At 61.9% G+C, this 20,139-nt stretch carries 14 protein-coding genes; 5 read left to right on the top strand and 9 right to left on the bottom strand.

Features of this window, described 5'->3' with window-relative positions:
• Positions 1–714, bottom strand: a 714-nt coding sequence (locus YP76_RS21340; protein WP_046765607.1) for an ArdC family protein, incomplete at its 3' end; no start/stop codon positions are given.
• Between the two features lie 78 nt (positions 715–792).
• On the bottom strand, positions 793–2,904 hold the full coding sequence (locus YP76_RS21335; protein ID WP_046765606.1) for a ParB/RepB/Spo0J family partition protein: 2,112 nt from the start codon (positions 2,902–2,904) through the stop codon (positions 793–795).
• Between the two features lie 222 nt (positions 2,905–3,126).
• On the opposite strand from YP76_RS21335, the gene YP76_RS21330 reads away from it, so the two are divergent.
• Together YP76_RS21330 and YP76_RS21325 are read left to right on the top strand one after the other, a co-directional pair.
• Positions 3,127–5,478 (top strand): phospholipase D-like domain-containing protein, encoded by a 2,352-nt coding sequence (locus YP76_RS21330; RefSeq protein WP_046765620.1) that lies wholly within the window; start codon positions 3,127–3,129, stop codon positions 5,476–5,478.
• Positions 5,479–5,480: 2 nt separating this feature from the next.
• Complete coding sequence (locus YP76_RS21325) at positions 5,481–6,977, top strand: hypothetical protein (protein ID WP_046765605.1); 1,497 nt, start codon at positions 5,481–5,483, stop codon at positions 6,975–6,977.
• Positions 6,978–7,024: 47 nt separating this feature from the next.
• On the opposite strand, the gene YP76_RS21320 is transcribed toward YP76_RS21325, so the two are convergent.
• Positions 7,025–7,933, bottom strand: coding sequence for a DMT family transporter (locus tag YP76_RS21320; RefSeq protein WP_046765604.1), 909 nt, complete (start codon positions 7,931–7,933; stop codon positions 7,025–7,027).
• An 87-nt stretch (positions 7,934–8,020) separates the two neighbouring features.
• Between YP76_RS21320 and YP76_RS21315 the strand changes: the two genes are divergently transcribed.
• On the top strand, positions 8,021–8,776 hold the full coding sequence (locus YP76_RS21315) for an AraC family transcriptional regulator (RefSeq protein ID WP_198147576.1): 756 nt from the start codon (positions 8,021–8,023) through the stop codon (positions 8,774–8,776).
• A gap of 266 nt (positions 8,777–9,042) precedes the next feature.
• Here YP76_RS21315 and YP76_RS21310 read toward each other — a convergent pair whose 3' ends face one another.
• On the bottom strand, positions 9,043–10,734 hold the full coding sequence (locus YP76_RS21310; RefSeq protein WP_408640458.1) for a strawberry notch C-terminal domain-containing protein: 1,692 nt from the start codon (positions 10,732–10,734) through the stop codon (positions 9,043–9,045).
• Positions 10,735–11,046: 312 nt separating this feature from the next.
• Here YP76_RS21310 and YP76_RS21305 point away from each other — a divergent pair, with 312 nt between their 5' ends.
• Complete coding sequence (locus YP76_RS21305) at positions 11,047–12,351, top strand: hypothetical protein (protein ID WP_082737013.1); 1,305 nt, start codon at positions 11,047–11,049, stop codon at positions 12,349–12,351.
• Here YP76_RS21305 and YP76_RS21300 read toward each other — a convergent pair.
• Genes YP76_RS21300 through YP76_RS29405 form a run of 3 tightly spaced genes read right to left on the bottom strand, consistent with a single transcriptional unit; the run spans position 12,341 to position 15,149 of the window.
• On the bottom strand, positions 12,341–13,357 hold the full coding sequence (locus tag YP76_RS21300) for a tyrosine-type recombinase/integrase (RefSeq protein ID WP_046764436.1): 1,017 nt from the start codon (positions 13,355–13,357) through the stop codon (positions 12,341–12,343). The two genes, YP76_RS21305 and YP76_RS21300, sit on opposite strands and share 11 nt — an antisense overlap.
• Positions 13,354–14,268 carry a tyrosine-type recombinase/integrase gene (locus tag YP76_RS21295; RefSeq protein WP_019053427.1) on the bottom strand — a complete coding sequence of 305 codons (915 nt, stop codon included), beginning with the start codon at positions 14,266–14,268 and terminating at the stop codon, positions 13,354–13,356. The genes YP76_RS21300 and YP76_RS21295 overlap by 4 nt, the downstream gene beginning before the upstream one ends.
• Positions 14,262–15,149 carry a tyrosine-type recombinase/integrase gene (locus YP76_RS29405; protein ID WP_456320443.1) on the bottom strand — a complete coding sequence of 296 codons (888 nt, stop codon included), beginning with the start codon at positions 15,147–15,149 and terminating at the stop codon, positions 14,262–14,264. The genes YP76_RS21295 and YP76_RS29405 overlap by 7 nt, the downstream gene beginning before the upstream one ends.
• 141 nt (positions 15,150–15,290) lie before the next feature.
• On the opposite strand from YP76_RS29405, the gene YP76_RS29400 reads away from it, so the two are divergent.
• Positions 15,291–15,695: a hypothetical protein gene (locus YP76_RS29400; RefSeq protein WP_456320442.1), complete on the top strand. Its 405-nt coding sequence runs from the start codon at positions 15,291–15,293 to the stop codon at positions 15,693–15,695.
• 259 nt (positions 15,696–15,954) lie between these two features.
• Here YP76_RS29400 and YP76_RS21285 read toward each other — a convergent pair whose 3' ends face one another.
• Entirely contained in the window at positions 15,955–18,405 is a 2,451-nt protein-coding gene (locus YP76_RS21285) for a strawberry notch-like NTP hydrolase domain-containing protein (RefSeq protein WP_046765601.1), read from the bottom strand.
• An 80-nt stretch (positions 18,406–18,485) separates the two neighbouring features.
• Complete coding sequence (locus YP76_RS21280; protein WP_046765600.1) at positions 18,486–19,349, bottom strand: DUF7146 domain-containing protein; 864 nt, start codon at positions 19,347–19,349, stop codon at positions 18,486–18,488.
• Positions 19,350–20,139 lie beyond the last annotated feature (790 nt).

The following is a 20,139-nucleotide window of genomic DNA, read 5'->3' as shown; positions in this document are numbered from 1 at the left end:
TAAGGCCACAAGTTCCTCGAACGCGTAGGCTTTGTCGCCAAAGCGCTTGCCGAATGTGCGCGCGAGCCTGCTCGCATGTCCCGACCAGTGGACGGTTTCGTGACATCTGGTGGAGGCGTAATGATCCATACTGCGAAACGCGGTGCGGTTCGGAAGCTGGATATGGTCGAAGGTCGGCGTGAAGTACGCGCGATTCCCGCCGTGCCGGACGTCCGCGGGGATCGCTGCGAAGAAAGCATCGATCGCCGCTTGCCGCTCGGATGGGACTATGGGCTGCTCAGGCTCGACAGGAGGATAGAAATAGGCGGGAAGCCCATCGATCTGGTCCGCATTGAATACGATGTAGTGGCGAAGGAACCGGATGCTACGCTCGACCTCCTGGCCAGTCTCGGGATGCTCTTCGCGCTTCTTGAAGGAGGAATAATAGACCGAAATCGAACCGGCTTCGCCTTTGCGGACATGCCCTCCCAGCGCTTCCGCCTGTCGATAGGTCATCCAGTAGCGTGAGCGATAACCCTGGGCGTCTCCGATCGCCCAAAGATAGAGCACGTTGATGCCCTGATAAGGCGTTCCGCAGTGACGCAAGGGACGTCCCCCTGCCCCGTTCCATCGCCAAGGCCGCGACCAGGGAGGAACGCCCTCTTCGAGCTTGCGAATGATGAGATTGGTGATTTCCGCAGCGACGTCGCGACTGGAGCGTTTCGGAACGGACATGGAATATCTCCAGACTGCACGAGAAAGTGCCGCCGGCGCGTGATGGCGCCGACGGCAAGGCATCCAGGAGCGAGGACTTCAGGCTGCGAGGGCGTCCTGATCCGTCGGTCCCGTATCGACGAGAGACACCTCTGCATCAGCGGTATCCGCAGGCTGCGGGTCCAGGGCGGCGTCGACCGTCGCGGTCTGTTCGTCCGGATCGTCCGTGGCCGGCTCGAGGTCGTCCGCTTCAGGCCGATCGACGAAGCGCATGGCGTTCGGCACCCAAGCCAGGGCTGCGTCGCGAATCTCCGGCTCGACGATCGCCTCCCCAGCGAAAAGCAGGGCGCACGATTCCGAGATCTCCGACTTCTTCATCGTCGCGTGACGGGCGGTGAGCGCGGCACCGCCGACCTCGGAAAGGAGGGTCAGGATCGAACCCTTGCTGATCCGATCGAAGAAATTCTCCGAAGTCGGACGCCACCAGCCCGCGACATCGACCTCCATGATCGATGCGAGACGATTGTGCAGCATGCACTGCCCGGACCGGCTTCCCTTCGCCTCGAGCGAAATCGCGACGATATAGGCGAGCCAGGCCGCCTTGCCGTCATCGTCGAGCGCCCGGAAGGCTTCGAACCTTTCGACCTCGGATTTGTGCTCGAGCCAATTTGCATCGAGCCCATCATGGGCCTCTGCGAGATAGCTCCGTGCCCGTGTCGACGGCTGCTCCCCACTCACCGGATCCTGCGGCGACGTGGCGCGAATGGTCGAACCATAGGCGCTGAACGAACTCACGCGATCATCGATCATGACGAACAGAGCATAGTCGAGCGCGAGCGCCGGGTGGCTGAGCAACGCCGCGGCGAGAACATCGCGCCGCTGCATCGCCAGTTCATCATAGAGCCGGGCACTGAGAGGCTTGCCCCCCGGAGCGATCGCCGCGGGCGGAGGCGACGGCGGCGTGTAGGCCCGTCCCGATTTGCTGAAACCGGGGCCGCCCGCTTCGTTGGGGTCATGGGCATCATCGTTGTCGTCTCCGCCGCCGGTGACGGCGACCCGGAGCGGCTCCTCGCTGTAATATTCGGTGTCGAGGACCATTTCGCCCTTCGGCGTCAGCTTGAGGAAGGCGCCCACGAGCGGCTTGAGCTCGTCGGGCAGCACAGGCGAGATGTTATGGAGCGCGTGCTGCTCTTCGGTCAGCGCGTCATATTCCTGATCGAGCGCCTTGTAGGTTTCCTCGCCGATGGACTCGTCGTCCATCTCCGAAATGATGGCTTCCCGGCGCTGCGAGATCGCCTCGAGGCGGGCCAGCTGCTCCTCGGTGAGGTCGGGCGGCGGGAGAATAACCCGGTAGAGGCCGGCCGCCGCGCTGTGCGTATAGTTCGAGGCGATCGGTCGAATCCAGGCGAGCCCCAATTCTTCACCGACCCGTTTGGCCTCGGCTTCCATGATGTCGGCCGCGAGACGCTGGGCGATTTCAGGATTGACCCATTTGTCGCCGCTGTCGCTGAACAGGTCGCGGTCGATCTTGCCATTGGCATCGACATAGCGATCCTCACCGACCAGGATCGCCACTGAGTCGGTCGAATTCATGGTCTCGTTGGCGATGACGCGGCGGATGGTGTCGGCGTTGGAATAGCTGGTGCCATAGCTGCTCCAGACGAGAAGCTGCTTCTCCTGATTCTCGGTCGAGGCATAGGCCTTGGCGACGTCGAGTGTGATCGCACTGGCGCTCAGCGCCTCGAAGATCGGCTCGGCCAGCGTAGCGAGACGCAGCCGCCCCTCCACGAACCGGCGGGTGAGACCGAAACGCTTGGCGACTCCGTCGATGTCGTTGTTGAGGCCGATGAAATATTGGAAAGCGCGGCATTCCTCGGCAGGCGTCATCTTGAGCTGGTGGAAATTGGCGGCGGTCGAGGTCTCCGACAGCGTCGCCTCATCGCCAACGAGCACCTTGACGGGCACATCGTAGGTGTTGGCATCAATCACGCCGCGCTCAGCGAGCAGAAAAAGCCCGCGCAGGCGGCGGCCGCCGTCGAACACCTCGAAGGTGCCGCGCGGCTTCTTGACCGGCGTGACGAGCAGGTTCTGCAGAACGCCGCGGGCTTCGATATCGGCGGCCATCTGCGGAATTTCGAGCAATTCGTCAGGCCGCTTGCGGACATTGATGGGGGAAAGCGTAAGCTTCGCGAGCTTAACGGTTGTGGTCATCGGAGGAACTCCTGCTGGCGCCCGGATCAACCCGGACACCAGCCCCGTTCCCCCTTCTCTTTCTCGAACTCAGGATCGTAGGACTGTCCTGAGATCGCCGAAGCAGAGACCAGACTCGATCTTGTGTTGTCGCTCCGGCGAAGGCGGGTTTCACCGCCCACTCACAATTTTTACTTTCGATGAACCGGTTGCTGGTTAACCTTGCAGCCCAAGGGGGAGTTCGTGAATCCGCTAGACCTGATCTCGGCCGCGCCATGGAAGCGGGCCGCCTTTACGACTTATGCTCTGTCGCTATCGTTCTTCGAGGCCGTGCTTCTTGATGCCCTGCTCCGGGGCGGTGGACGCAACGCCCTCATATTGGCCGATCCTGAAGGCATCCGTGCCGGCTTGAGCGAAGAAGGCGCCCGCAGGGTCGGTCGCGATTACGAGATCGAGCCGATCGCGTGCACCAATCATGGTGTCTTCCATGCGAAAATCGGCGCGCTGTTTACTGATGACGAGGCCCATTTGCTCGTCGGCTCCGGCAATCTGACCTTTGCCGGATGGGGCGGCAATCTTGAACTTGCCGAGCACCTCCATCCCAGTTTCGCGGCCGATGCCTTCGAAGAAGCAGCAGGATTTTTCGAGCAGATCGCCGGATCCGATCAGCTCGTCACGAGTGCGGGGAAAGCCTGCGAATCCATTGCCGAATCGTTGCGGCGGGCAACGCAGGGACAAGCCCGGCCGGGTAATATTCGGCTGCTGCACAGCCTGGATGGCGGAATCGCCGAACAGCTCGCCCTTTATGCCGACGACCTGGGCGGTGTGACGAGGTTGACGGCAATCTCACCCTATTATGACCTTCGCGCCGAGGGACTTGAAGCGCTGGCTACCCTATTGGACGTCGACAAGGCCGATCTCCATGCTCATCCGGCCGGCACGGTGCGCGGCCAGGGGTCGAACGCCTGGCCGTTCGAGGGTGGCCCTAGGTGGAAAGCGGTGAATGTGGCGGAAGCGTTCGGGCATGACGACCGGCCGCTTCACGCAAAGTCGATCGAATTGGTTTGCCGCAAAGGGCGCCTCGTCCTGAGCGGCAGCGCCAATGTCACAGATGCCGGGCTTTTCGGACGAAATATCGAAGCCGGCGTGCTTCGCATCCAGCGTGACGGCAAATCATATTGGGTCACGAAAAAGGGAACCGCGCCGGTCCGGCACGCAACAGACGAACTGGACGAGACGGATGTCGTCTCGCCCACGCTCGGCATCCTGAGCGCATCGCTCGAAGGGGAGACGATAAAGGGCCGGACGCTGGCGCCGCGTCTGACCGGGGAAGCCATGGCATTTTTGCGGACGCCACGCTCGACCCATACGCTGGGATCGGTGCGGATTTCGGAAGACGGGAGCTTCCAATTGACTGCGCCGGGCATCGAGTTCGAAAGCTGGGAGAGTGGCCGTCTGATCCTCGGCTTCGAACGGGGCGGCAAGCAGTGGGAAGGTTTCGTCTCGATCTCGGCCGCGCTCGAACTCATCCGGCGGACCGGATCGATCGCGCCCCGGCTGATGGCGATGCTCGCCGGCACGGAAACTCCCACCGACGTCGCCGCCATTCTGGCCTGGTTCCGTGAGGATCCAAGCCGCCTACCGGCTTCGCTGACCATCGGCGGTGGCGGGGAGTCCGAGCGGTCCGGCGTCGCGGAAGGCCTTGTGACACTCGCCGACCTGAGAGCTGCAGGTCTTGGTGCAAGCATGGAGCGCGATGCGGAAGCCGGCGAGACATCGTCGGTCTGGCGGCACGCGATGGCGTTGATCCGCGCCTCCTTCACCCAGGCACGCGGCCCCTGGGGCGGCGGCGGTGAAACCGACGATGACGATGTCGAGGACGAGAAGGATCGCGAAAAGCGAGCAAGATCGGAGGAAGCGGCGAATCACCGTTCGCTTCAGCTGTTCGACGAACTTCTAACGACCATGCTTGCCCCCGAAGCCGAAGGGCGCAATGCATTGATGGCGTTATCGCTGTCGCATTTCCTGGCCGACCGGATCAGGCCCGCCCCCCAAAAGGTGCAGCTTTGGCTCGACAAAGTGCTTCCTCAGATCGCGTCGTTCGATGGGCCGGAGAGCGATCTCGCGATCGCCTCTGTCCTCCTCCATCATGCCGCCGACCGACGCGCCGTTGGCGCCATCCGGGCACGCCGCTATTTTCTGCGGCGCGGCGTCGATCCTGTATCGCTGTCGGTTGTGCCTACCGTCATCCCCGCATTTGCTGCACTGCTTGGATCAGGCATCGCCCCCGAAAGCTTCCTACTCGAGGTGATCGGGGCCCGGACCATGGGGGAACAGCTCGACGCCTATCTGAAGGCGGCTGCGGATCGGGGACCAAGCACCGGGTTCGATAGTCTCACCGCGTCGCAGCATTGGCCGACATTGGAGCGCGCGCTCACGGACCGGGCCGCCTTCGCCAAGCTGATGGTGCTCGATCGCTTCCAGGCCGCCTGCCCTCGCTGCCACATGCGCCTGCCTCTCGCCTCTGCGGAGGATTTGCGTGTCCGGGGCGTGACCAGTTGCTGCGGCCGCATTCTTATCAATCGGGATTGTTGACGATGGCGGACCTGGGCGAACTGCTGGAAATCGCGCGCGAGGCTGCAGAGTCCCGTGCGGTCGACAGGCGTAAAGTGGATTTCGGTGGGGTGGATCCGCTGGGGCTGAGGCAGATCAATTTCGGCCTCATGGACCGTGTGCTGCCTGATCTCAACAACGTGGCCAGTCATATCCGGCCCTACACGCTCATGTCATGGGCCTGGCGCCGCGTCCGGCATGTGCTGGAGACGGGCAAGCGAAAGGCCGCCTCGCCCGAGGAAATGCGGGATTTCGTCGATCGGATCGAGGCGATCTATGCCTGGTCCCAGTTTCTGATCGATCCGCGCGCCGACATCCCGGGCGGCCAGGCGATGCGATCAATGCTCGATATTTCCAGGTATCGGTTCGGTGGCGAGGAATGGGATGCCCGGCGCAATATGCGACGTTATTCGACGGGCTTTATCTCGCCGCTGAACTACGGGCCCAGCCTGCGCACCATGGGATGGCTCATTCCCGTCGAAGGAGCATCCGGCATTTTCCAGCCCGATCCGTCGCTCGATACGGTCCTCGACGCTTTCGAGAAGCGCTTCGAGAAGGAATTGGAGCATGAGGCGTTCAACCGGTTCGGCAGCGTCACGGTCAAGCGCGCGGATGCGGAGCGCTGGGGGAAGCTGTGGGCACTTGAAAAGCCCAAGGCGGCCGAGGCGAAAGCCATGTTTGGACGCCTCGGCGGCGAACGCGCGCCGACCGCCCGGCAGAAGGGTGTCGGATTGGTCCAGGCTGCTTATGCCGACCTTGACGAGGCGGATGCGGACGATGAAGCTATCCGGAGGCGCATGGCTGATCGCCCGGAGGCATGGCGGACGGAGAAGGATCGACCTGCCGCAGCGGACGAGTGGCGCGCGGTACAGATTCGCCAGCTATTTCGTCTTTCGCTTGAAGGCTTGTTCTACTGGACGATTGGAAGGCTCCTGCCAGGCCCGCTATCGACCGCCCAGTTGGCGGAAGCCTTTCTCGCTGCGCTTGACGAGCCGGCATTGCCGGACACCGCCGACGCATGGGTTCTCGCTTCGGAAGACACCAGCAATCCGGTGGAGCATCTTCGTTCGCTGCAGACTGCCTTACGAGATCAGGCCCGATTGCCATCTGCAATTGTGACCGCGCTGGCACTCTGCCTGCGCGAGGCGCCGAGCAAGGCGCATCCGTTCGAGAATCCCGACCGCCTGCCGCTTGCCCGAGCGAGGAAGGAAGCGGAAGGCTGGCGCGCGTTGTCGCCCTCCGGCTTCATTGCGCGCGTGCTCGAGATTTGGATTATGGCACAGCACGCATATTGGTCGGTGGGCCGGGGCCTTGCCGACGCCCGCAACCGCGGAAAAACGATCCTGCGCCTGCGCATCGTGATGGACGAAGGTGGCTGGACGCTGACACCGGGAACGACACGACAGGGCAATCCGCCCGAGCCGACGCCAGATCGTCTCGAAACCGCGATCAGCTTGCTCGCCGAATGTGGGCAACTATAATGGTGGCTCAGCAATGCGCCGGAAAAGCCTGCGCTCGTCTTGTCTGATTATGCGAGAGCCTCCGGCCGACGGCGCAGCGGCCATCGGATCAGTTCCGCGCAGGCCACTCCGGCAAGCGCGAGAATGCCGCCGACCACATGATGGGAACGGACAGGCTCGCCCAGCAGGGCGATCGCGCCCAGCGCCGTTAGCACCGGCAGCAGGTTCATGAAGGCCGCACATCGGCCCGGTCCAAGACTATTGATGCCGCGCAGCCACAGGAAGGGCAGCACGACCGAGGCCAGGCCGCCAGCATAGACGATGAGCGGCAGCGTCTGGATGTCGAGCACGCGCATCGGGGCCGGGGTTGCCAGAAAGGCCGGAAACATGATCACCAGCGCACAGAGTGCCTGCATGAAGGTCGATTGCGAGGCCGGGACTGGCAGCGCCCAGCGCTTGAGCAGCACGCCGTAGAGGGCATAAACGATCGCTGCGATGAGCATGAGCGGGTCGCCGGCATGCATGCCGCCTTGTACGAGAGCGTCGGGATGGCCGCCGCTGACCAGCCAGACCAGACCCACCAGCGACATAACCCCACCACCGATCATCCCGACGGTCGGCGTCGCACCCAGCATCAGCGCGGCGAGCACGACTGTGAGCAATGGGATCAAGGCCGTGAATACGGCCATGTTCGTCGCGCTGGTGGTTTCCGCGGCCAGATATGACAGGCTCTGGAACAGGCACATGGCTAGAAAGCCCAATATGGCGAACTGGCCCAGATGAGCCCAGAGAAGCGCACGATTGCGCCATGCAGGTAGCGTAATGAAGGGCGCCATCAACAGCACCGCAAGTAACAAGCGGTAAAAGGTGATCGCCTCCGGCCCAATCCTATGCGCCGACATGCGCGAGACGATAACATTCCCGGCCCACAGAACGATGGCAAAGAAGGGATAGAGAAGCGCGAGTCTGTGTTTCATGCCCGCCGCTTAACGTGGCAACGATTGTCAGTATCGCTCTTAGGAGACATCTCCTGTAGAGATTGCGACATGCCTGGCGATCCGACCATGAAGCATCTCGCTTATCACGACGCCGACCGCGTGACCGTGGCGATGGATGTGGATTATCCCGATGGCGCGTCCACCGGATGGCACGCTCATCCGCGCGCGCAGCTTCTTCACGCCATCGAAGGAGTGATGACAGTCCGTTCGGAAGCGGGAACATGGGTCGTGCCCCCAAGCCGTGCGCTGTGGCTCGTCGCGGGCATGAAGCACGAAGTGCGGATGTCCGGCGCGGTCAAGATCCGGACGGTTTTCATCGACGCGACAGCCCTCGATCATCTGCCGAAGCAAAGTCGCGTCGTCTCCGTCTCGCCCCTGCTGCGGGAACTGATCGTCGCGGCGGTCCGTATTCCGCTCGACTATCCCGGCTATTGCCGGGACGCCCGGCTGATGCGCCTGCTGATCGACGAGATACGCGAGGCCGATGTGCTGCCGCTGCACTTGCCGTCACCGAGGGAACTCCGGGTGAGGCGGATATGCGAGGGCCTGCTGGCAGACCCTGCTAGCAGTTCGACCGCTGAGCAATGGGGCAGGCAACTTGGCGTGACGGCGCGGACCGTGCATCGGCTGTTCGTTCGAGAAACGGGCATGACCTTCGCCCAGTGGCGCGATCAGGCCCGATTGCTCATCGCACTGCAGCGCCTTGCACAGGCGGAGCGGGTCATCGATGTCGCATTCGACTGCGGCTATGCAAGCCAGAGCGCATTCACCGCTATGTTTCGTCGTCATTTCGGGAAGCCGCCCTCAGAATTCTATCGCTGAATGATTGGTGCCACCTTGCGTTCTCGACGTTCGAACCGACGCCAGATCGCCTCGAAACCGCGATCAGCCTAGTCTTCGAATGTGGGTAGCTATCGCGGCGGGGGCGTCGGTTCCATACAAGCCTATGCGCGTTTCTCACAATATTGTTGCTTCGCGACCCGAGGGGCTTTTGATCGGCCTCTTAACTTCGAGGCCTGCCTGGACCGCCAAGCAGGCCTTTTTTGATCGCCGGAACTGCATTCGCCTCGATCGGCCGGACTGGCTCATCAGACTTCTTGAACGAGCACCTTTTCGAGAATTTCCTGTGCCGCGGCCAATGGCACGAAGATCCGAGTTCGATACTGGATCACTTCGGTAAAACAGCCCATGAATTTGAGCCAGGGCAGCCGGTCGTGCGGACAACCGGCGAGTTCGATGCGAGGCGATCCGTTGACCATGGACCGCTTGATCGTGAACGGGAACGGATAGGTGACATCGATGCTCCGCCCGGCTGTCACCGCCCTGACCGCGGCATCTGCCGGCAGACTCTCGGAGCGTCTGACGCCCAGCTTGGTGAAGAGCCGAGGCACATGGTCGTCAAAGACGAGGCGCCCCAACCAGGACCGCCCTTCGCCATCGACGATGCGATTGACGGCCAGGTGATCGCTCGGAAGCGCCGACCAGATCGGTAGCAGCAGGCCCGTTGCGAGCCGAATCGTCTCGCTGTCGATATTCTCCCGCGCGGCCTCCACCTCGACCGACCAGATTGAGCTGAAAGTCTCCCGGTCGAGCTCTTCCCAGGCTGACTCATGGAGATCGCTTTCGCGCATATATTCGTTGCGCGTGGGGCGCATCATCTCGACGCGCGGGATCGGGGTCCCTTCCTTCTCCTCCATAAGGGCCCTCGCCCTGGTCCGCAGCGCAACTTTGCCGGACTTACGGTTGACCATGAAGCCGGCGCTGCCATCGCCGTCGGCGATTCGGAGAATGCGCTCGAGCGAAACCGGGTTGCGGCGCCGGGCAATCTCGATGGTGAGCAAGTGCGAGGTCGCGCCCGTCAGTGTATCAGTGCGTAGCACGACGTCATCAATGAGCGTCGCTTTGTCGACCATGATCGTCTCGACACCGACGTCGAGACGTCCGGCGTCACGTGCGGCGGAGACACGCGTTTCGATAAGCGCCAGGAACTCATCGAATATGCTGTTCTGCAGTGCGATCGGTAGTGCGAGGATGCGGTTGAGCCAGCGCTGAATGGGCGGCATCTCGTCCTTGAGAACACCATCCTTGTCGCAGAGCTCCAGACCGGTGCGATGCTGGAAATCGTCGAGAGTTGTGCTCGATAGCTTGCCGGCTGCCAGCAGGTCGAACCAGCTCAACAGCGCGGCGCAGGCATATTCGCTCTCGAGATTGTCCGCGGGGTCAAAGAGCCCCTGCCCTCCGGTCTGCCGTTGGCCGCGGGTGAGTGCGCCGAGGCTGTCGAGACGCCGCGCGATCGTGCTCGTGAAACGGAGCTCGCCCTTGCAGTCCGTGGTCACGGGCCGGAACAGCGGCGGCGTCGCCTGATGCGTGCGGTGGGTTCGGCCGAGCCCCTGAATCGCGCGGTCAGCGCGCCAGCCCGGTTCGAGGAGCAGATGCACGCGCTGCTCCTGGTTTATGGCGTCGAGCGAAGCATGATAGCTGCGCCCGGTACCACCTGCGTCTGAGAATATGAGGTTGCGCTTCTTGCCGGCCATGAAGGCGGCGGCCTCCGCCTGACTGGTTCGGGCAGACCGGCTTTCAAGCTTCTGTCGACCATCGCTCGTGGTGACAAGCCGTTTGGTACGCCCGGTGACCTCTGCGACATTGTCATGACCGAAATGTTCGAGCAGCGCGTCGAGCGCCGACATGATCGGCGGCATCGCGCAAAGCCTCTCAATCAGGTCGGCCCGGGCAGCTTCGGCCTCTGGATTGTAGACCGGATGGCCGTGCTCATCGACCATCGGCAGCGAACGCGGTGTGCCGGTGTCGTCCTTGAACACCTGCATTTGCCGGGTCGGAAAGGCGCGCTCGAGATAGTCGATGATATATTCTTTGCAGTCGCAGTTTATGTCGAGCGTGGCGGCGGGAGGCGCAGGTTTCCTTCGGTTTTCCATGATTTCACTCCAGATAATTGCCTGACAAGGTTGAATGCTGGGGCCGTTAGGATTGTCGGCACCGCTGGAATGGTGCAGGTTGTAGAAAATCCCCGAGGCAGTCGTTCGTCGCTTTCAATCGAGGTCCCGATGCAAGGCTGTCCGCCATGGAGATCTGCCATGCCGAACAAACTGCCCAAGCGCCCCATTATCGTTTTTCTCGCAGGGATTTTTCTGGGCTTGCCCGGCGTCGCAGGCGCAGTGACATTGACGTCATTAAAAGGCATGGATCTCGAAGGAAGCTATGGCTCGTATGCGCCGCGTGGCGATTGCTCTCGAGGGGCGAGCCTTGAGATCAACGAAACCGGCTTTACTTTCAAAGCGTCTGGTCAGACTGTAAAAAGCACCCGGTTTGAGTACGCGGCTTCGTTTCTTGGCCCGACCTATGAAGGCGTTAGCGCGGTCTTTTTTCCTTTTCCTGTCAATGCCAACGATTTCGGACGCGTGATCTTGACGGTCAATGACGACGAAAAGCGAGGCGTAGTCCGCCTTGAAGCAGACGTCGCGCCTGGACAGCGCCTGGATCCGTTCAAGTCAGCGCTCGTGTCGCAATCCCCACTGCTCTTGTGCAAGGGGTCTGGGCCGGCATCTGCTGCTTCAAAAGCACCTCTGCAAGCAAGGCCAGTCTTGGGAAAACCGACGCCGCTAGCCTGGACCAATCTTGCGAGTTCCATAGGAAAATTCCAAAGTGATTCCGATCCCAACGGAATAGATCTTTTGACAAGTGGTCCGATAGCTGACGCGATACGTTCGCGTTTGGGCCGCAAAATAGACCTGCTGGCCAGCAATCTTTCGGCGATATCCGGTCTCCAACGACAAGGATCTCTCTATTGGGTTACGGGAAATGCGCCGCATCAAGGCGGTGTAGAGCAAGCCTATGTTTTGCTTGATGCAAATCGCCGTGCTGTTCAAATTGGCCTTTGGGAAAAGGGAAAGTTGACGGTCTATGCGCCTCAAGGAGGCCGCTTGCCCGTGCCCCAGGACATTGCTCGCCTGCTTATGGACAGCCCACCTGAGGACGCAGTGCCGCTGCCTGGGACTGCTTGGGAGGTCGTGCCGGTCCAAGGTCGCGCCCCAATGGCCTATGTCGATGTAGCTGCTTCGCCAAACATCAAGTCGTTTAGCCTGTTTTGTGAAGGCAACCGCCCCATGATGGCCATGCTCCTTAACAAGCCCGCGACGGTGCCGCGCGTTACGGTTACATGGAATTTTGCTGGTCGATTAATTGACATTCCGACCGGCCGCGCGAACGCTCAGAGCACGTTTTGGCAGGCCAACCTCACTGGTTCCCAACTCATTCCGATGCTTCTCCGTCAAAACGGTTCGGTTATGCTACGCATCAACGGCCGCCTCGAAGGCGAAGCTTTGTTGGCGGGAGCGCCACTGGCGCTTCGAACTGCGATGCGGACCTGTGTCAAATTTTGACATGACCTCCTGCACGTATTTCCTGAAGCATTGATAGTAGATCGTCGCTTTGCGGCTTGAAGCGCCCGGGCCTGATGGCGGGTGCGCCGTGAGCCGCGAGGATTTGCAGCTTCTCCTCGGGATCGGCGCGCAAATAGGTCTCGGTGCTCTGGATGCTGGCGTGGCCGAGCCACAATGCAACCTTGCGAATGTCCCCGGTCGCCGCGAGCGTGTGCATCGCACAGGAATGCCGCAGCACGTGCGGCGTAACCCGCTTGCCAAGGATCGACGGCTGCTTCGTTGCCGCGGTCTTGACGTGCTCGGCCAAACGGAACGCAAATCCGTCGCGGGTCATGGGCTGCCCGTTGGCATTGAGGAATATCTCGGCAGCTTGCGCGTCGGGCCGTATCGCAAGCCACGCGCGCAATACGAACTGGGTCTCTTTCCAGAGCGGCAGGACCCGTTCACGCCGACCCTTGCCCATGATGTGCACGGTGGACAGGGAGCGGTCCGGGAAATCGCGCAGCTGCAGCGTTACGAGTTCCGACACTCTCAGCCCGCCGGCATAGGCCAGATGCAGCATCGCGCGATCGCGGGTGCCAAGGCGTGTCCGGGGATCCGGGGCATCGAGCAAAGCCTTGATCTCGGCCCGGTCGAGGTAGTCGATCAGCGCCTTGTCGGTCTTCTTGGTCGGGATCGATCTGACGCGGAGGGCCAGATCCAGGCAGGCCGGAATCCGATACTCGATGTACCGGAAGAAGGACCGGATCGCGGCGAGCCTGCCATTGCGGGTCCGCACACAGCTGCCGCGCCCGGTCTCGACATGGTCCAGGAAAGCCATGATCATGTCGGGGCCGAGATCCTCGATCTCAAGATCGGTCGGCCGACGCTTCAGCCGATCGGCAGCGAACTGAACGAGGAGGACGAAGCAGTTGGCATAAGTCTTCATTGTGTGCGGGCTGACAGCACGTTCGCGTGGCAGATGCTCACGCAGGTATGCCGAGAGATGCGGAGCGAGCGCCGTCATGCCGCCTCTCCCCGGTAAAGCTGCTCGCTCGCAGCCGCAATGTCGCGCAGCAGCACCGGAGTGGCCTCGAGATACCAGTACGTGTTGGCGACCGACGCGTGCCCCAGATAGACACTGAGACCGGCCATGTGGTGAGCGATGGCCTCCCTGTCAGGTGGGCAGGACTCAAGGGAACGGACAGCGAAGGTGTGCCGCAGATCGTGGAGTCGCATGCCCGCCGTACCGGTTGGTCCACGATATCCGAGCTGCCGGGCCAATCTGACGAACACGACGTGGGCGCGCACCTTGTGCGGTGCCCGTCCCCGGATAGTGACGAACAGGTCGTTGCCCCTGGCCGCGTGCTTCTCGCGGAGGGCGAGATAGGCTTCGAGTGCTTGGCGCGTCGATGGCTGCAAGGCAATCAGCCGCTGCTTGCCAAACTTGCCGTTGCGGACGATCAGGCCATCCTCGACCAGATCTTTGCATTGTAATGCGAGGGCCTCGGAAATCCGGAGACCTGTCGCCGCCAGCAGCCCGAACAGGTAATGGTACGTGTGTGGGCTGATCGTGCCTTGGGGTGGAACGTCCAATGCAGCAGTCATGATCGCCCGCACCTGGTCCGGCTCAATGATGGTCGGCGTCGGGCGTGGCCGCTTGCCCCGACCGAAGACGCCGGCAGGCGGAACTTCGTGGCCTGAATCTTCGGCGTGAGCGAAAAGGCTGAAGTTACGTGCGGTGTCGAACCTCCGGCGGGCCACATATTGTGAGCTCGACGTATGGCACCAGTCGTAGATGCGCTGGACCTGAGTGTGCCGATCGCCGAAACCCCCGGCGTAGGCGGCGTACAGGCGCAGCATGCGTTCCTGTTCAGAGAACTTCAGCCCGAGGCTGCGATGCAGCGCCACGTATCTGGAAATGTGGATGTTCAGCATGACTGTTCTCCCGGCCAGGGCTGCGCGATCTTCATGAGCATCGGCAGATCGACCTTGGCGTAGATGGCAGTGGTCTCGGGCGAGCTGTGACGCAGGATGGTCCCGACGGACTCCAGGCCTGCGCCCGCGCGCAGCAGGTTGGTGGCAAGCGAATGCCGGAATATGTGCGACCCGGTCGGCACTCCTTCGATCCCACCGCGGTCGCGCGTACGAGCGACGATGCCCGCTATCTCAGCGGACGAGCGGAATGGCCGAAACGGTGCTTGTGCACGCAGGAACAGATGCTCTTCGGCGGCCTTCGGGCGGGCTGCCGCAAGATATGCCAGGATCGCGTCGCCAACATCCTGCGGCAATGGCAGGCGGTCCGGTCGACGCGTCTTGCCCTTGACCGTCAGGTGGCCGGATCGCCAGTCGATGTCGTCGAGACGCATGTTCTGAATATCGGCAGCCCGCAGGCCGAGCCTGGCGAGCAGGAGAATGATGGCCTTGTCCCGGACTTCCACCGGACGATCTGTCGGACAGGCCGCAATGATCCTCTCGATCGTTGCCGGGTCGACGTGGCGCGGCAGCGTCGAAAGGCGGTAGCGCTGTACTGATGGAACTGCATGCAACAATGCCGGCCGGCACTCGCCACGCACGACCAGAAACCGGATGTAGCTCCTCATTATCGTGACGAGCAGCGATGCCGACCCCGGCGTCTCCTTGCTTCGTCGTTGGAATGCGCTCCTGAGTCCGGCGGCATCCCATTGCGAAGGCTCGCCCAGCATTGGCATGAGCCGTCTGATATCGGTCCGGTAGCGCCGGATCGTCTCGTCCGTGGCGCCGCGGTGTTGCTTGAGCCATGCCAAGTAAGCCGACATGTGCGGGTCATCGTCCGCCACCGGTTCAACCAATGGGATGGCGCCCCGGCCTCGCAGGAACTCGACGAAGTGCCGTGCGCATCGCCGCCGCCGCTTGGTGCCCGTTGCGACCAACTTGCCCCGCTTGCGCCAGACCGGGCATCGGCAATCATGCGCTGCATAGTGGTCGATGATCGTGTCATCGATATCGATCCATTGGTGCCGCGCCATGCGAAGCCAGGCCACGAAATGCTCGGCCTCGGACCGATAGGCCTGTGCCGGTCCCTCGGCAAGTTGCAGGCGATCGATCGCATCGGAATAGTCGGCGAGGTGCCGTGGCAGATCGTCGATCCCGTCGTCGACTTCGACGTAGCCTTGATCTTCCAGGAACCGGACGAAGCGCCTGACCCTTGCTGCTTGGTCAGCCTTGTAGTGCGCTTGCTGCGCCGAATACCGGTGGCACCGGCACCCATGCTTTTCGAACCGCCGGACAGCCCGATCGTCAATCGTGCGGATGGCGATCCTATGCAGGCCCAGCCAATGCAGGAAATGGCGGACCGCCGCGCCATACAGAACCGCACAGCCTGACTTCTCGTCGAGCGACTGAGAGGAGAGGAATGTGGTGAGAAGGGTGCCGTGACTGGGCGGGTCTTCGACCCGGAGCGGGGCCGCTCGAAACGGCAATGATGATCTTGATCGCATGTTGGTTCCTTCGACTTGTTGAGGTCGAGGGAACCGTAATTATCTGGAGTGAAATCATGGAAAACCGAAGGAAACCTGCGCCTCCCGCCACCACGCTCGACATAAACTGCGACTGCAAAGAATATGTGTAATGTTGAGCTCAACATTAGACATATTCGCGGGGCGAGAGGTCGATTTCGAGATCAGCGCGCTCATCCGGGCTGAGGTCGCCAAGGCGTCGATTGAGGATCGATTCCGCGGTCGTGACCAACTGCAGAACAACGGATTGACCCTGCGCGAGATGGTACTCCACCGCCGCAATTACTGTCGGCAGCTTCATCGAGAGAAGGAGTTGACCAAAGAAGCGCTGCTTGGTGGACTCGAAACGTGATCGGGCTGCGGCCTTGGCACCGCTGTTGAGGGTCGCGTTCTCGAGCCCGTCGACGACGGCCGTCAGTTCGAGCGCCCGCTCCATGTTTCGGTGGATGATCGCCCAGGCATCAGCATAGGCATCGTAGATCGTGATCTGCTGGGGCGTCAGCTCGTGGCGCAGAATTTCATATTCGACGCCGGCGAAGCTCAACGCGCGCGCGGTGTAGAGACCAAGGGCCTTGAGGTCGCGGGCGACCAGTTCCATCGCGGCGATGCCACCCTTGCGGATTTCCGCGATGAATTGCTCCCGGTTGCTGAACGCGGTCTCCGGCCCCCAGAGGCCTAGACGGACGGCGTAGGCGAGATTGTTGACTTCGGACGCTCCTGTCGCCGAAGCATAGAGGACGCGGGCGCCAGGCAGATTATTCTGGAGCAGCACGCCGCAAATGCCCTGCTGCGAGCCCTCCTTCTTGCCGAGCGCGCCCTCACCGCCGGCCACGCCGCCCATCTCATGGGCCTCGTCAAACCCGATGACCCCTTCGAAATCATCACCCGCCCAGTCGATGAGTTGTTGCAGACGGCTATGATCACCACGGGCCGAACGAAGCGTCGGATAGGTGACGAAGAGCACACCCTGATCGAGCGGTATCGGTTGATCGATCTTCCAGTTGGAAAGTGGCTGGATATCGGCCGCAAGCCCTCCGAGCGCCGTCCAGTCCCGGCGTGCGTCTTCGAGCAGCGCCTCGTTCTTCGAGATCCAGATGTTGCGGCGCCGGCCCGCGAGCCAGTTATCGAGAATGCAGGCCGCGACCTGCCTCCCCTTCCCCGCGCCGGTTCCGTCACCGAGGAAATAGCCCTTGCGATAGGCCCTTCCGTCCTCAGCCTCGTCGAGCCCGACGCCCTCCTTGCTGGGCTTGAAGCGGCCGGGCAGGAACTGGGTCCAGGAGTGACCGGCATAGACGACGGTTTCGAGCTGGGAGGCGGAGAGTAACCGCTCGCTGACGGTTCGCTCGGGAAGCTGCGGGACATAGCCTGGCACCGGCGCCGCGATCGAGCCCATCGCAACCGATTCCACGAGCGCGGTCGGGTGTTCGCCGGCTGCGTCGAAGACGATGCGGCTGGGCCTGTAAGGGAGATAGACGCCGACTTGGTCGAGCAGCGGCGCTGCTGTGTCCAACGGGGTGTAACTGACGGGGAGCACATTGTTGCGTGCCGGTGCGTGATAGGGGCGCGGCTCTGCCCGGCTGCTCTTCATGGCGCGGAAGAGCGAAGGGCTGCTGGATCGCTTCGGCGTGACCGGCGGCGTCACGACGAGGTCTGCGCGTTCGTGAATTGTCAGCGCCTTGATCAGTTCACGAATCGAACCCCGTTGGATCGTCGCCGGCACTGCCGCGCCAGGGACCTTGTCGATGACGAAGAGCCTGACTGCGATTGAGGTGCCATGTTTGAGATAGCATTTCTCGAGCCGCACCGAGGTCCGGACGCTGACATCGCGCAAGGTGGTCTCGAATAGGTCGCGCATTCTCGCGCTCGGACCGAACCAGTCGGGCATGATGGCGACGAGCCGACCGCCGCTCCGAAGGCGACGAAGCGCCGCTTGAAGATGGCGAACGGCAGCATGGGCGTCAGCGCCAAGCCCGACCGAGCGCGAGAATGGCGGATTCATAAGGATGAGGCTGGGACGTGGCGCATTCGCGAGCGTCGAATTGATCGTTGCGCCATCGTGACCGGTTACGACTGCATCGGGAAATACATGGCGGAGGCGGGCCCGACGCACGGGAGCATATTCGTTGAGCTGGAGAGCGGCATAGCTACGGCAATGCGCTACAAGGAGACCGTTGCCCGCGCTGGGCTCCAGAATGATGTCGTCGTTCTGGAGATTGGCCAGCAGCACGACGACCGCCGCGAGATCAACGGGCGTCGAGAACTGCTGCCATTCGATCTGGTCTTCGCTGCGCACAGTCTGGGTCGGCAGTCGCTCCAACAGGTCGCAGGCTGCGCTGGCGTCGGAGAGCTTCAGGAGAGGATACGGGCCGAACTGCAGGTGGTGCGCAAGCGCATGTTCGAGGATTTCGAAGCTGTCACGTTGGGTCCAGAACCCATCCGCATCCGTGCCGCCATAGGCCTCAACCATCGCGGCATTGAGGCCTGCGCGCGTAATCGGTTCGGTCGAGCGAAGGCGGTCGCAAAGAAGCGTGGACGCGCGGCGTTCGGCCGCGATCGCGGCATCGAAGAGATCGGACATGATGGGGTCTCCAGACTGGCTGCCCTGTCGGCAGCATCAGTCCTTCGATCCCCCTCCTCTCTTCTCCCGGCGCGCCTGGGTCAGCATGTGCGCCCGGACGATGGTAGCATTCGTCGTTCGAGGACCTTGGCCCAGTCTTTGACGCCTCGAAGTGGGGGCATCCGCTCGATCGTGAGGCCAGGGCGGGCATAGACCAGTTCGGCGCGATCAGCGGCTCTGATGCCTTCCGCATCGTTGTCTTGGGCAAGGATGAGCGTTTGGAGTTGCTTGGGAAGCAGAATTTGGTCGAGCCGGCGTGCGCCGAGACTTGCCCAGCAGGGGATCCCATTGAGGATTGTGAAAGCCCGTGCTGTTTCAAAGCCCTCGGCCAGAGCCAATATGGCTGCCCCCTGCTCTCCGCCTTGCCATGCACCGCGCGCGGGCCGTCCGAGCATCAGCTTCATGCGATAGGTAGCGGTTACGGGATCGAGGAATATCCGCTGGATTGCTGTCAGACGCCGACCTTCGCGCACCGCGATGAGTAGGGCCGGGTGATATGTGGTCCAGGGCTTCGGTCGGTATGGGCAGCGCGGGTGGAACCGAAGATCATCGGCAATCGGCCAGAGGTATCGGATGTTGAGATAGCGCTCGGCTAACGTGTTCCTGACGGATCCAGCTTCGTCCCACAGCCGATTTGCATTGCCGGATTGCAGCGAGGGGCTGTCGGTATAAACGAAGTGCCCCCGGAGCGGCACACGCTGCAATTCGCGCAGGATGTCGTCGCGAGCGCAACCAGCAAAACAGGTCACGAGGAAGCCTCGGTCGCCTTGCCTGATGGAGAGACTGGGCGTGTTGTCGACGTGGGCGGGGCACAAGCACATGGCGGTGCGTCCGTGCCAGGTACCGCCTAGGGAGCCGACGAGGTCAATGAGTTCCTGGGAGGGTTTGAGCGCAACAAGGGCCATGACTGCTCCTTTCGCAGCCTATGCTCCCTCTTGCCTCTCTGCTGCCTGACCTTATCCTGGGACGGTCTATCCGGCATATGGGACGGTGGATCTGTCCTTCTTAAAGAATCATATTTTTAAAAACGCCCAAGCGGAGCGCGGGAGCTTCTTAGATTCATGGATTCTAAGATTCGGGGGCAATTATCGAAGCAATACCAATAGCTTGATATGCCTCTTTATGAGGATGCGGGGGCTTTTGCGTGAGGCCTCGGGGGCATCTAAGCGAGGTGGCGGGGGCTCGAACCTGAGCGATCGGGGGATAATATGAGTTTTCGGGGGGACGAGGCGAAACAGGTTTAGGAGTTGCCAGGAAAAGCATGAATCTCTGTGGTTTTTGCTCCGGACGTGATGGGTGGCGCCAAGGAGCTGCCTCTATGTGAGGGATTGGGGGGGGGCGCATCCGTGCCCCTTGGTCCTTTGTGTGAGCGTCCGGGGGCGGACAGCAGGACGTGATCGTTCGAAATGGCGAAACTCCCAGGCTTTATATGAGCGATCGGGGTGGCCCAATAAAACGGCATAAAATCAATATGATGGAGGTTTCTATATGTGAGTCGCCGGGGGTAATCCCGAGCGTGGATTAAAACCTCCCCTTGCCCGTCTGCGTTCAGTCGAATCTTTTATGTGAGTTTTCGGGGGAGCCACCACGACTCGGCGTTAGAACACGAGTCGTGTGTTGGGAGCCCGTCAGCTTTATATGAGTGCCTGGGGGCCAGTGATCGAGCGGACCCAGCGACACTGATATGAGCGCCGG

This window comes from Sphingobium chungbukense (assembly GCF_001005725.1).
In the GTDB taxonomy this organism is placed as follows: domain Bacteria; phylum Pseudomonadota; class Alphaproteobacteria; order Sphingomonadales; family Sphingomonadaceae; genus Sphingobium; species Sphingobium chungbukense.
The sequence above is the reverse complement of the archived record's forward strand: the minus strand, read 5'-3'. Positions and strand labels throughout refer to the sequence as shown.

Bases quoted from the DNA above. Each gene is read 5' to 3' on its own strand.
- YP76_RS21335 (WP_046765606.1), bottom strand. From the start codon at position 2,904: ATGACCACAACCGTTAAGCTCGCGAAGCTTACGCTTTCCCCCATCAAT.
- YP76_RS21325 (WP_046765605.1), top strand. From the start codon at position 5,481: ATGGCGGACCTGGGCGAACTGCTGGAAATCGCGCGCGAGGCTGCAGAG.
- YP76_RS21320 (WP_046765604.1), bottom strand. From the start codon at position 7,933: ATGAAACACAGACTCGCGCTTCTCTATCCCTTCTTTGCCATCGTTCTG.
- YP76_RS21315 (WP_198147576.1), top strand. From the start codon at position 8,021: ATGAAGCATCTCGCTTATCACGACGCCGACCGCGTGACCGTGGCGATG.
- YP76_RS21310 (WP_408640458.1), bottom strand. From the start codon at position 10,734: ATGGTCGATGAGCACGGCCATCCGGTCTACAATCCAGAGGCCGAAGCT.
- YP76_RS21305 (WP_082737013.1), top strand. From the start codon at position 11,047: ATGCCGAACAAACTGCCCAAGCGCCCCATTATCGTTTTTCTCGCAGGG.
- YP76_RS21300 (WP_046764436.1), bottom strand. From the start codon at position 13,357: ATGACGGCGCTCGCTCCGCATCTCTCGGCATACCTGCGTGAGCATCTG.
- YP76_RS21295 (WP_019053427.1), bottom strand. From the start codon at position 14,268: ATGCTGAACATCCACATTTCCAGATACGTGGCGCTGCATCGCAGCCTC.
- YP76_RS21285 (WP_046765601.1), bottom strand. From the start codon at position 18,405: ATGTCCGATCTCTTCGATGCCGCGATCGCGGCCGAACGCCGCGCGTCC.
- YP76_RS21280 (WP_046765600.1), bottom strand. From the start codon at position 19,349: ATGGCCCTTGTTGCGCTCAAACCCTCCCAGGAACTCATTGACCTCGTC.